Genomic DNA, 13,153 nt, shown 5'->3' with positions numbered 1-13,153 from the left:
ACGGTATTCAACACGCCATGATGTCTGATGCCCTCAGGCAGTTATTAAGTCATACTTAATAACTGCAAAATTTATAATCGCTCAGTGATCCGAATTTCTCGGATAACTGGAAGTCATTCAAAACATTGTTCAGTTGATCGAAATCTTCGAGTAACTGCCCTCGCAAAAATCTACTCTGACGCCTCAAACAACCCATCCAACAAAGGCGCATCATCACGCACCACCTTACCGCGCGGGGTTTTGCGTGTATTGGCCACCTCAGATGCTTGCGATACGCTCACAGGCGTAGGCTCGGCCATCGGTAAATTCGCCACATTCAGGCTGTAATCATCATGCCCCCACTCGCAGCGTGACAAGACCATCTTAGGAATCTTTTTCAAGCTCAAATTCGGGAAGCGCACCATCGCCTCGCTCGACTTAATCCCACGAAACGCCGAACAGCACACCAACAACGACCGATGTGCGCCCACCTCATCACTCAAAACCTGCAACTGCGCCACCGACAAACTCTGCGTGGTCACATAAATAAAATCCGTCTCGCTCGAATACCCCTGCTGCCACCAATGCACCTCCGATGGCGCATAGGTAAACGCCTCCAACTTACACAAAGCCTCCGCCAGCATCGCCGCATTGTATTCAGGATTGATGATGTCATTGCCCCAACGGTCTTTGATAATCAAGGTTGGCGCAAGGTGATAGTAACGAAACCCACCGCCGCCCTGCCAATCGACCGCCTTGCTGATGCCGCCTTGGTCGGTGCCATCAATCACCTTTTGCAAGCGCGGAATAATATGCGTATGACAATGCTCACCCAACTCAATCATGATCCAACGGCGACCCATCTTGTGCGCAACCGCGCCTGTGGTGCCGCTGCCTGCGAAGGAATCGAGGACGAGGTCGTTGGGGTTGGTGGCTAAGTGGATAATGCGTTGTAAAAGGCGTTCGGGCTTTGGAGTATCAAATGGATTGTCGGCACCAAAGAGGGTATTAATTTCTTTTTTCGCTTCTTGATTGTGACCTACTTCATCATTACTCCACCATGACCAAGCATTTTGTCCTTCCATTTCCGACAAAAACCGCTTTAATCGAGGGCGTGCATTTCCATCCGCACCAAACCAAACTCGGTTTTCCAGCATTAGTTTGTTAAAGTTATCTTCACTGATAGCCCAACAACGGCCTTCTGGTGGAGGATGCTTCTTTCCGTTTGGCGAGACAATTGTATAAAACTGTGATTTTGTAGCATGCCCAGTCATTCCTGTGAAATCTGTTGAAGCCCACGCACCTCTTTGGTCACCATCAGGATTCTTGAAGTCTTTTTTACGTGATTCACTCACTTGTAATTGGTTAAAGGTTTGATGCATTAGCGGCGATTTACCATAAACAAGAACATGGTCATGCGCATTGCCTAATCGTAGACGATTGTCTGGCGATGTTCGTTTCTGCCAAACCACATTCGCCACAAAATTCCCACGCCCAAAAACTTCATCACACAAAACTTTCAAATAATGGCATTCATTGTCATCAATCGTAATCCACAAACTACCATCATCACTCATCAGGCGGCGGATGATTTCGAGGCGGTCACGCATCAAACCCAACCAAATACTGTGCTCCAAACCATCGTCATAATGCGTAAACGCACTGCCCGTGTTGTACGGCGGGTCAATAAACACACATTTCACCCGCCCCGCATACTCCTGCTCCAACGCCTTCAACGCCAGCAAGTTATCCCCAAAAATCAATTGATTGTCAAAAATATCCCGCTCACCCACCCGCGACTTCGCATGATACGAACGAGCCGCATCCTCCAATAAAATCCGCGCCTCCAACTTCGGGCGCAGTTCCTTGCCAATCCAAGTGAGTTCGAGTTTCTGTTTTTTCATTGTGCTTCTCTAAATTCAATTTGTGGTGCTCGCTGCACCATGTAGTTAAAGCGAGATTCTTTGGGGAACTTATCGAAAAGTCCCTTGGGCATTTTGTCTAATGCGATATCTGATACAAGCCAAAAATGAGTTCTCATAATACGATCCATCAAATCCACCACATCCACCTGACTTTTAAAAAAAGCTAAAGGCCCTTTATATGCAGTAGAAATAAAAGAATCAATGATCTGCTGACGTAACTCATCTAATGGACTGCTCAGTGTGTTTTTTAATTTTTCAATGTCTATAATTCGCTCTAAATCAATCCAATTTTTCTTCAAGCATTTCATCATTACAGCAATGATGACAAATTTGCCGTGCCGTAAAACCAATTTTTCTTGACCTTGACTTCCTCGTTCATAATCCAAAATGACGCTTTGCAAGGTTTGGTACACAAGCGTGGCATTTAAGAGTTTAATTGCCCTCAGATCTTCAGTAAAAACTTCTTTATAGGCCGAACTATCTTTATGATTTAAGGCATTTGCATTGTGCTTTATTTGGGCGGGATACGTTGGGTTGTTGCTTACAAGCAGCAACGCATTTAAAGCGTCTTCAAGCCGAATCACATGAGTACTGTTCACAATAGCTTCTGGACGATAAGAGTAAACATAGCCTTCATTGAGTACAGCAATATCTTGGCGAATTCGCTCTTGTATCGGATCTAATGCGGCAAAATTATTGGTTGTAACTGGATTTTGATGATTACGCGCTTTGGTAATTTTCGCCCCAAATGCTCGCGCATCGGCTTTAATCAGTGTAAACATCACTTTCGCTGCACTTAAATCAACATCAGGATTGTTTTGAGCAAAATCAGCACAGGTAGAAATCGTTTGAGCACCGTTGATAATGGACAACCCACGTACTTTAATTTTTTGAATACCACTTTTGCCTCGATTATGATTAGATTTTGGCTCTATAATCTCGGCAATTGCTGTAATTCCATTATTCAAATAAAAAAATTGTTGAGGGTGTTCACGTAAGGTTTTTTGGATAGATTGGTTAACCGTCGATTTTGATGTACCCAAAAAATATCTAATATTGTGCTCAAATAAGGCTTTACCATGCTGCACGTGTAAGTCAATCATGTCAGTGATATTTACAAGCCCATAGTAGGTGAGAGAATCTTGGTCGATTTTTTGGCTTTTGGTTAAATACAAGTCAGTATGAATAGGTTTGTGCGATTGCTCTTCTCTTAATTTATCCTCAATCTCTTGTGGCGAAAAATAGTCAATCATCTGACAAAGACGCTCATCCAAGTCATCACGATCATTGAATAAAGTATCAAATTTTTGTTTGGCAGTTTGTGAGACATCATTACCCGTATAAATCACAAGTAACTGAATGTGCGTACACTCGTCTAATGCTTGCACAATCTCTGTTTGACGATTTTTAACGAGGTCATTAAAACTATCAAATTCTTGACGCAATATTTTACGAACACCATCCATCATGCAAAGAGCGTCCTCTTGCTCGAAATTTTTATTGTCGTTTAGTTTTGCTTGTACTAAGTATAAAGTACCATCTTCTTCGCTATTTTCTGCTTTATGGTAATAAATTGCATCAATACCATGATCGTTAACATCATCAATGACAGATTTTGCGGCCTCTTGAGGTTTAATATCCAGACGTTTATTCAAGGCAAATGCAGCCAATGCGCGAGAACATGATTTTGCTTCATCACACGTACTCTTTGTTTTGGGCATACTCGCAACAAATCTATCTTTTAAAATTTGCTCAAGTCTTTGCTTAAATTCAGCCTGAATAGCAGTCAAAATAACCTCCCTTTTATTTTTGAAAGAAACTCTTTCATAACAATAACCATTCTATACAAAACAACACTTGCTCATCCACATTCTGAACTAATTTATCTTCTAATCCACTTATCAACTTATTACGCTCTTGTTCCACCTCATCCTGTCTATCAAAAAGCTCGCGACGCAGTTTATTTCTTCTTATTTCAAGTTCACGCTGTTGCTTTTGCCAATGCAGTTTTTCATCTAATGTCGGCGCAGTGGCTGCGGTTTTGCGTGTTTCTTTGATGTCGCGGTCGATGTCTTTGATTTGTTGTTCTAACCCAAGTTTGCGATCGTCCGCCCATGCATCGAGTTTGTCGATTTCTTGGGTGAAGTAGCCTAAGTTGCGCTGATTGATGTCGCGTTGGCAGTTTTGACTGCGCTGGTTCACATCGGCGTCTAATAATTCATTGTGTGACAAAGACTGGATTGCCTGCTCTTGCGCAGGTATGCGCAGCAAACGCTCTGGGTCGTCGTCTTGTAGAACTTGTCCATCATCGGTCACGGCTGAGACGATGAGGTGCTGCTCCATGCGCTCCAATGCTTGCACGGTGAGTACTTTGACGATGAGTGTGCCGCTTTGTCCTTGATACGGCTCTAAGGTGCTGATTTTGCTTGGGTAGGCTTGATAGTCAAATATCAAGCGCGTAGATGTTTCGTTTAGGCTGCGGCTTTTCGCTTGGGCGATGACCCATTGCGCGAGTGGGTGGGCGATGCGATAGCTGTGCGCATCGTTCGATAACCTTGGTAGCTCGTAGCGACCGAGTGGGCAAATAGACTCTAATGTCGCGTCGGGTAATTGTTTGAGCTCAAAACCATGGTCATCAAACACAGCACATTGGTCGGTCTTTAATTCTGCATGGGTGATCTCAAGCAACATTTGCTCATAGCGGTTTTGGGTGCGCGTGCCGTTTTGTGCTTGTATGCGGATTTTTTGATGTACTTCTTCATCGAAATGCTCGAACAGCATTTGCCGCGTTTGCATCATTTTTTCGTTGATTTCTTGCGAGAGGTCGAGTTGAAGTTGTTCAAAACTGGTTTTAATCTCTTGTGGGTCACGACAGTTTTGATAAATATCTGCAATGCGCCGCTCAAAATCCACGCCAGACCCAATCGCGCCGAGCACTTCGTCACTGGCGCCAAATACACCATCAAACAGTTTGAACTTGATGTTGAGCAAATCATAGACGCGCTGATCGGCTTCGTTGCTTTTATCAATGAAGTTGACCACAACCACGTCGTGCTTTTGACCATAGCGGTGACAGCGACCGATGCGCTGCTCGATGCGCTGTGGATTCCACGGTAAATCGTAGTTAATCACCAATGAGCAAAATTGTAAGTTAATGCCTTCTGCACCCGCTTCGGTGGCAATCATGATTTGCCCTTGCGGATTATCGTGTTCACGAAAGTACTCGACCAGTGCGGCGCGTGTGTCGGCGGTTTTTGAGCCTGTGATGAGGTCACTGCCTTGATGCTTATTGAGCCAATCTTTGTAGATTTTTTGTGCGCTGGCATCTGAATTGGTACCATTAAAAAGCACCAGACCTTCACCATAAGGTGTTTGACTGAGCAATTCTTGTAAGTAAGTTTGAGTTTTCTTTGACTCGGTAAAAATAATGGCTTTTTTCGCAGCACCGAGTCGTTTGAGTTCAACGAAGGCTTTGTCTAATCCTTTAATCAACGCTTGACCTTTGGCGTTATCTCGAATGCTCGCTGCAAGCTCAGCAAATTTCTTGAGTTCGGCGATTTCGTCCAGATAAGCGTCGCGTTCTTGTTGTTGCTCTGGATCGAGTGGGCCACTGTCCGACCATTCATCTGCCATTTCGTCTAAGGCTTCAAAATCCTCATCTAAAGAATCGATTAAGTTGACGGGCTGGAGGGCATCATCTACTTTGTTTTGTAGGCGTTGACGCATGGTCTCTAATGCGCCGGCGATCGCCTGCGGTGAGGAAGCCAGGAGCTTCCATAACACCAGTGAAATAAGCTGTCGCTGACCGTTGGGCATGGCTTTAAGATCAGGACGACGGAGATAATCAGCAACCATGCTGGAAAATTCGCGCTCTTGTTCGGTAGGGAAAAACTCTTCGACAATGGCAATGCGATTGGTATAGGGCACATATTGTTGTACGTCGCGTCGCAAAGTACGCTTGCATAAAGGCAACAAGCGGTGACGCAATTGGGCAAAGGTACTTTCGCGATTGGTCAATGCGAATTGCGCTCTAAAGCTGTCTAAATCACCAAACACACGGTCATCGATTAAACTCACCAAACCATAGAGTTCGAGTAAGGAGTTTTGCAATGGTGTGGCGGTCAATAAGATTTTTGAGTCTACATGAGCTAACGCATCTTTAAGCGTATTGCCAATCACATTGGATGATTTGTAAACATTGCGCAGACGATGCGCTTCATCCAGTATCACAGCATCCCAAAAAATTTCTTTAATTTCCTTGGCTTTGGATTTTGCGAATGGGTAAGAGCAAATAATCGGCCCTTGGGTATTCTCAAACAATGTTTCGAATGGTTTTTTGTGATTTTTTGCCAAGGCATTGTAATTTTTACTTTCTAAAATCGTGCCTTGTAAACCAAACTTTTCTTGTAACTCTTGATGCCATTGTTTGCGTAGATTGGCGGGGACGATGATGAGTTGCTTGCGTTTGCGTTCTGCCCATTTTTGTGAGATGACCAAACCCGCTTCAATCGTTTTACCCAAACCGACTTCATCCGCCAAAATCACGCCACGGCTGAGTGGATTTTGACACGCGAACAATGCCGCTTCAAGTTGATGCGGATTCAAATCAACCTTGGAGTCAACCAACGTACTCGCCAATGAGTCAATGCTGTTACTCGCGGCATTGCGACTCAAAAGCCAAGCCAAGTATTGACTTTGATAAGCTGAAATGTGGTTTGTGCTCAAAATGAGTTTCCCGTATCAAGAGTCTATATGAATATACTTTAAATTCAAGTACAGAGTTTTTTGTAAAAAAGCGGGATAACTCCCGCTTTTACTTTATTTAATTTCTGCAGTTTAACCCAACTCTTCAACCCGTAACTTGACCACATCACCCGTCACCGTATCCAATGCTTTGATCTGCTGTACAGCAGCATCGACGCTTGACTCAAGCGAGATGTGCGTCATGATGACGATGTGGGTTTGTTTGGTGGTGTCATCGACTTCGGTTTGCAGCATGGCGTCAACCGAAATATCGTGGTCAGCGAGGATGCGGGTGATGTTGGCGAGTACGCCTGTGCGGTCTTGTACGGTGAGGCGCAGGTAGTAGCGCGTTTTGACCGCAGAGAGTGGCAACATCGGGATGTTTTCCAGAGCATCGGGTTGGAATGCGAGGTGTGGCACGCGGTGTTCAGGGTCGGCGGTGATGGTACGGGTGACGTCGATGAGGTCCGCGATAACCGATGAGCCTGTCGGTTCTGCGCCTGCACCTGCGCCGTAGTAGAGCGTTGCACCCACGGCATCCCCTTTAACAAGGACGGCATTCATGACGCCGTTGACGTTGGCGATGAGGCGTGATTCTGGAATCAAAGTGGGATGGACGCGCAGTTCAATGCCGTCAGGTGTGCGTTTGGTGATGCCGAGTAATTTGATGCGGTAGCCAAATTTTTCAGCATAGGCGATGTCGGTGGCGGCGAGTTTGCTGATACCCTCAATGGATGCGGCTTTGAAATTAATCGGCACACCAAATGCGAGCGCGCTCATGAGGGTGATTTTGTGCGCAGCATCGACGCCTTCAACGTCAAATGTGGGATCGGCTTCGGCGTAGCCGAGCTCTTGGGCAACCTTAAGCGCGGCGTCAAAAGTCCAGCCTTTTTCACGCATTTGCGTGAGGATGAAGTTGGTTGTGCCGTTGATGATGCCTGCGATCCATTCGATGCGGTTGGCGGAGAGGCCTTCGCGCAAGGATTTGATGACGGGGATGCCGCCTGCAACGGCGGCTTCAAATGCGACGGTTACGCCTTTATCTTGTGCGGCTTTGAAAATTTCGTTACCGTGTTCAGCCAACAACGCTTTATTGGCAGTGACCACGTGTTTGCCGTTGGCGATGGCTTCGAGCACAAAAGTGCGAGCGGGTTCGTAACCACCCATGGTTTCAACCACGATGTCCACATCGGGGTGACGGGCAACGGCCATGATGTCGTCGACAATTTCAACACCAGTACCCACCAAAGCTTCAGCTTTTGAGCGTGTGCGTGATGAGACCACGGCCACTTCAATGCCTCGACCTGCACGGCGGGTGATTTCTTCTTGGTTGCGTTTGAGGACATTGACCACGCCGCTGGCGACGACGCCAGTGCCTGCGATACCGATTTTGATGGATTTCATAGGGTTTCTCTAAAAATAAACATGCACAAACGGCGGTCTGTGCATGGGGTGATGATGTTGAACTGATGCGCTATTGTAAACCATGCGCTTGTTTCCGCCAAGCATGGATTGAATGAGTGCATCGCTTCCTTTAAATTCGATTGAAAACACCGAAAGCAATTGGCACTTCTAAATGATCAATGTGATCAAAGCATGATTAATCCGCCATTTTCACCAAACGAAACGCTTCAAAATCCCGTCTAACTTTGCTGTAGTGCGCATCCAATGCGGCTTGCCAATCGCCATTTTCCTCATTTTCATAATGGGTGGTGTAAATGACCTGACCGTCAACAAGTTGCGTGCGGTTCAAATAATTATCGGTTGCAGACCCATCACGCAGGTGATGTCGCACCAGTCGACGGCTGTAATCGGCAGCCGTGGCTAAAAAATGCCGCAGTGGGGTTTTGAACGCAATGTCTTCACCCGCAAGCTTGGTGCGAAACGCGGCCTCAACGGGAAAGCCCCCGATTCCCCAAAATGCAACCCGACGAATCAATACATTCCACGGTACCGATGACATGATCGCAATGTAGCGTGGGTCTGTGATGTCCAGCAAATTGATGCCATCTTTAACAATTTCTGCGCCGCACTCAATCGCTGCGAGGTGGGTGTGCTGATTTAAAACAGCTGACATTTCCTCACAAAAGCCCGATAGATACATGTCATCTTGATCCATAAATGCAATGTACGGTGCACTGGAAAGCGAAGCCGCGACATTGCGCATGGCCGCCTGTCCCAAGTTGGTCGCCAGCTCGATCACACGCAATTTCCCTTGTGCAATGGCGGCACGGTGTGCATCGGTCAAATGTGGCGCCAAAGGCTCTGGTGAAGCATCGACCATCAGCATGACTTCGTGGCATGCGGGGCTGTTGATGACCGAATCAATCGCGCGGGCAATGGTGCCGCCACCGTTATAGAAAGGAATGATGCAGGAGACTTGTGACATATTGAACCGTATTCGTGATGTGGAGCGTGCTTATGATTTGTATGATGTGTGCAATGCGTTGAAAACAAATCATGTGGACACGCTCATAAAAAGACTGGACGACAATTGTAGCGAATTTCAGCCATTTGATGCGATGATTCAGATTGTATTTGACTCCTCCCCATAGTCTGTCTCAACTCATCCAGCCAACCATGCCGCCACGCCCTCACCAGCCGCTCGGCCCGTGGCCAAACAGGCCGTCAACAAGTACCCCCCCGTCGGTGCATCCCAGTCCAGCATTTCCCCTGCACAAAAAACACCCGGCAATTGATTCAGCATCAAATGGGCATTCATGCTGGAGAAACTCACACCACCCGCACTGCTGATGGCTTCAGCCACAGGCCTCGTGGCGGTCAGTTGAATGGGTAAAGCTTTAATCATCCGCGCCAAAACATGTAAATCGGCCCAATCGTCACGGCTGAGTATTTCAAATAACAACGCCGTTTTCACGCCCGTCAACCCCAACCGGCTGGACAAATGGCTGCTCATCGAACGTGAGCCACGCGGGTGAGTGACTTCGCGTAAAACCTGACCAAAACTGTGTTGCGGCAACAAATCGAGTTTCATTGTCGCCACACCTTCGCGGTTCAACATGTCGCGCAAACAACGGTTGGCGGCGTACATCAATCCGCCTTCCATGCCTGTTGCGGTCAAAATCATTTCACCTTGGCGCTCAAATAACATCGCATCGGTGTGTGCATCATGGATGCGCAGCGTCACGGGTTTGATCGGGCGACCTGCCCATTTATCAATCAAATGCTGACTCCAAGCCGCCACATCAAAACCGCAATTTGAAGCCTGTAATGGTGTCATCGAAACGCCTTTTTCAGTCAACCACGGACACCATTGCGCATCTGAACCCAGCTTTGGCCAACTCGCCCCCCCCAAAGCCAAGACCGTCGCCGCCGATTGAACCTCGACCCGTCCATTGGCCTGTTCAAACACACAATGCCCCTCATCGTTCCATCCGAGCCAACGGTGACGCATTTCAAAACGCACCCCTGCATCGCGCAATCGCGCCAACCACACACGCAACAAAGGCGCGGCCTTCATATCGGTCGGAAACACACGCCCAGAACTGCCCACAAAGGTTTTCAAACCCAAACCCTCAACCCATGACACCACAGCCTGATTGTCAAATGCACGCAAGCTGTCCAACAGCACCTCACTACATGGCTGGAATCGGCTCAAAAAACCAGATAAGGACTCAGAATGGGTGATGTTCATGCCGCCAATCCCCGCCAATAAAAACTTACGCCCCACCGATGGCATCGCGTCATACACCGTGACCGCATGCCCTTGGCTGGACAACACCTCGGCTGCCATCAAACCCGCAGGACCCGCACCAATGATGGTGATGGTCGGTTGAGCACTGAACGTTAAATCTGTTTGCATAGCATCCCAAATTAAAAAACACATCTTATTTTTCATGCAAATATGCTATTTTACATCCCATTGCACGCCAAAATCTCACCTGTATTGACAAAAATTCAGTGAATTGAACCAAAAGCAAGCAACGTTTCATGAACACACCATTCATGAAACCGATGGGTCGCCTCCATTCTAAAAATACAGCCTCAATACACCTGCGTTTACCGCCTCACCCCAAGAATTTCCATTACAATCTCTCTTTTACCCATCAAGCCTGTCCCCTTGGAATTGTTATGACCACCTCACGCACAGAAGACCTCAATGTCATCCGCATTGAACACATGCCCTCTCCCGATGAAATCAAAGCCATAGTGCCCTTATCGGACGCGGCCGCAGCCACAGTAGAAGCAGGCCGAACGGCTTTGCAAAACATCTTGGATCGTAAAGACCACCGTTTGATGGTGGTGGTTGGCCCTTGCTCCATTCACGACCCCATCGCTGGATTGGATTATGCCAAACGTTTAAAAGTGCTCGCCGATGTTTTGAGTGATACCCTGTTGATCGTCATGCGTGTGTATTTTGAAAAACCACGCACATCCACAGGTTGGAAAGGTTTCATCAACGACCCGCACATGGACGACTCGTTCTGCATCGCTGAAGGCATGGCCAAAGCACGTCAGTTTTTACTCGACGTCAACGAATTGGGCTTGCCCGCAGCGACTGAGGCACTTGACCCCATCGCGCCACAATATTACGGTGACTTGATCGCTTGGACGGCCATCGGCGCACGCACATCCGAATCACAAACCCACCGTGAAATGGCTTCCGGTTTATCCACCCCAGTGGGCTTTAAAAATGCCACCGATGGCACATTGGATGCTGCGATCAACGGCATTATTTCCGCCGCCGCGCCACACAGCTTTTTAGGCATTAACAATTCTGGCGAATCTGCCATCATCCGCACGCGCGGCAATGGCTACGGTCACACCGTATTGCGCGGCGGCGGTGGCCGTCCAAACTACGATACAGTATCGGTGTCCTTGGCAGAAAAAGCCTTGAGCAAAGCCAAATTACCCAGCAACATCATGATTGACTGTTCACATGCCAATTCATGGAAAAACGCCGACTATCAGCCACTGGTCATGAAAGACGTCACCCATCAAATCCGCGAAGGCAACACCTCCATCATCGGCGTGATGATCGAAAGTTTCATTGAAGCGGGCAACCAAGCCATTCCCGAAGACTTGAGCCAACTCCGATACGGCTGCTCAGTCACCGATGCTTGCGTTGACTGGCTCACCACCGACAGCATGTTGCGCGACACCCATGCTTTGTTACGCGAACCTCTAAAAGAACGCATGAAAAGTGCATAAAGCATGCCCCCTTCTGCTTTTTGACAGTTTAAATATTGAAATTTAAACAACAGGGGCACAAGCACCATCAAATCAATGTGCGCCCATAAAGTAAAAACGACGTGAAGTTTCACGTCGTTTTTACTTGCGATTAAATATGCACTCGCCCAAGGTTTTTTGGGAATCATTTTTCTAGATTTTGTGTGAACCCACCCACTCAAAACCTCTTGTCTTAAATAAACGAACAACAACAAATAAACAACACAAATAAACAACAAGCTTCTATTTACTGTGCAATAAACCATCCAGTTATAAGGTCATTCACCGCTCACATGTGGGCTATTGACGCATGCACATGCATTTACGTCAATGCCACTGTCTGTCGCTCCAAGCGACGAATCCACCAACGCGTCAATAACGGCAACATGTAAATGGGCAGCTGCATCGCCCCCACCAACAGCATGAATTCACTGCCAACGAAAGGCGCTGCAATGGTATAGGTCAGCAACACATTGCGGCCACCCGAAGCGACCGCAGCAGAAATTGCATGTTCAATCGGTGCTTTTCGATAAATCCAAAAATTCAAGGCAAACAAACCAAAACACAGCAACGCACCCATCAGCAACAAAAAAACACCATGTGCAGGATTCACATCAAAAAAATGCCGATATGCCCCCACCAAACCAAATGGGAAGGCCATCACCAAAATGATGGTGATTTTCGACAACTGCTGATGCACATGGTGCAACACATGCTCACTGAACAGTTTATGCACCACAGCGGAGATCGCCATCGGACCTGCGATGAAAATCAACAAGCGTTTGCTGTACAACACCAAATCCAAATGAACATCACCCGTTTGGAACAACCATAAATTAATGAACAATATGGCGGGCATCACCAACGTGCTGGCAATCGTCAAGGCCATCGCATACAAAGGACTGAAACCGATTGAACGCACAATCGCAGGCGTGCCAAACAACGCACCTGTCGCCATCATCGCCGCCAACGCCAACAACAAATCACCCCGAATGCCCAGCAGATAGCCTGCCCCCACAAACACAAGCGTCATGCCAAAAGAATGCAAGAGCGCATAGCGCCACACCCCCAGCTGTGACAGCATCCGCAGCAGTTTTGGCTGCGGAATACCAAGTAAGGTAAAAAACATCAGGGTAAACAACACCTGAGGCAAGTGCGCAAGCACAGCATTGGCAGCATCGGGCCACGCAAAACCAAACAAGCAAGCCAACATCATAAAGACAGCCGAATGGCGATTGATATAATTCAAAGCGAACATATGATTTCCAAAAGATTCGCTTAATTAACAGACCCACCAAGCGACTAAAATACCCAAC

Annotated in this window: 8 protein-coding genes; 1 reads left to right on the top strand and 7 read right to left on the bottom strand. The window is 47.2% G+C overall.

Translation table 11 applies throughout. The features are described 5' to 3' along the window. Nucleotides 1-170 precede the first annotated feature (170 nt). The 6 genes from DTO96_RS06520 to DTO96_RS06495 form a co-directional block, all read right to left on the bottom strand. Nucleotides 171-1,883, bottom strand: a complete 1,713-nt coding sequence (locus DTO96_RS06520) for a site-specific DNA-methyltransferase (RefSeq protein WP_114562757.1) — start codon at nucleotides 1,881-1,883, stop codon at nucleotides 171-173. Beyond that, nucleotides 1,880-3,694 (bottom strand): AIPR family protein, encoded by a 1,815-nt coding sequence (locus DTO96_RS06515; RefSeq protein ID WP_157964352.1) that lies wholly within the window; start codon nucleotides 3,692-3,694, stop codon nucleotides 1,880-1,882. Before DTO96_RS06515 ends, DTO96_RS06520 begins: the two co-directional genes overlap by 4 nt. Nucleotides 3,695-3,728: 34 nt before the next feature. Then, nucleotides 3,729-6,629 (bottom strand): SNF2-related protein, encoded by a 2,901-nt coding sequence (locus tag DTO96_RS06510; protein WP_114562755.1) that lies wholly within the window; start codon nucleotides 6,627-6,629, stop codon nucleotides 3,729-3,731. 111 nt (nucleotides 6,630-6,740) lie between these two features. Continuing rightward, nucleotides 6,741-8,051 carry a homoserine dehydrogenase gene (locus DTO96_RS06505; protein ID WP_114562754.1) on the bottom strand — a complete coding sequence of 437 codons (1,311 nt, stop codon included), beginning with the start codon at nucleotides 8,049-8,051 and terminating at the stop codon, nucleotides 6,741-6,743. Nucleotides 8,052-8,247: 196 nt separating this feature from the next. Beyond that, entirely contained in the window at nucleotides 8,248-9,036 is a 789-nt protein-coding gene (locus DTO96_RS06500; RefSeq protein WP_114562753.1) for a glycosyltransferase family 2 protein, read from the bottom strand. A gap of 177 nt (nucleotides 9,037-9,213) precedes the next feature. Next, complete coding sequence (locus DTO96_RS06495; protein ID WP_114563953.1) at nucleotides 9,214-10,470, bottom strand: TIGR03862 family flavoprotein; 1,257 nt, start codon at nucleotides 10,468-10,470, stop codon at nucleotides 9,214-9,216. A gap of 269 nt (nucleotides 10,471-10,739) precedes the next feature. Here DTO96_RS06495 and DTO96_RS06490 point away from each other — a divergent pair, with 269 nt between their 5' ends. After that, entirely contained in the window at nucleotides 10,740-11,819 is a 1,080-nt protein-coding gene (locus DTO96_RS06490; RefSeq protein ID WP_114562752.1) for a 3-deoxy-7-phosphoheptulonate synthase, read from the top strand. A gap of 340 nt (nucleotides 11,820-12,159) precedes the next feature. Here DTO96_RS06490 and DTO96_RS06485 read toward each other — a convergent pair whose 3' ends face one another. Next, nucleotides 12,160-13,095, bottom strand: a complete 936-nt coding sequence (locus DTO96_RS06485) for a hypothetical protein (protein ID WP_114562751.1) — start codon at nucleotides 13,093-13,095, stop codon at nucleotides 12,160-12,162. Nucleotides 13,096-13,153 lie beyond the last annotated feature (58 nt).

The sequence above is a fragment of the Ephemeroptericola cinctiostellae genome (genome assembly GCF_003339525.1).
GTDB lineage: Bacteria > Pseudomonadota > Gammaproteobacteria > Burkholderiales > Burkholderiaceae > Hydromonas > Hydromonas cinctiostellae.
The sequence above is the reverse complement of the archived record's forward strand: the minus strand, read 5'-3'. Positions and strand labels throughout refer to the sequence as shown.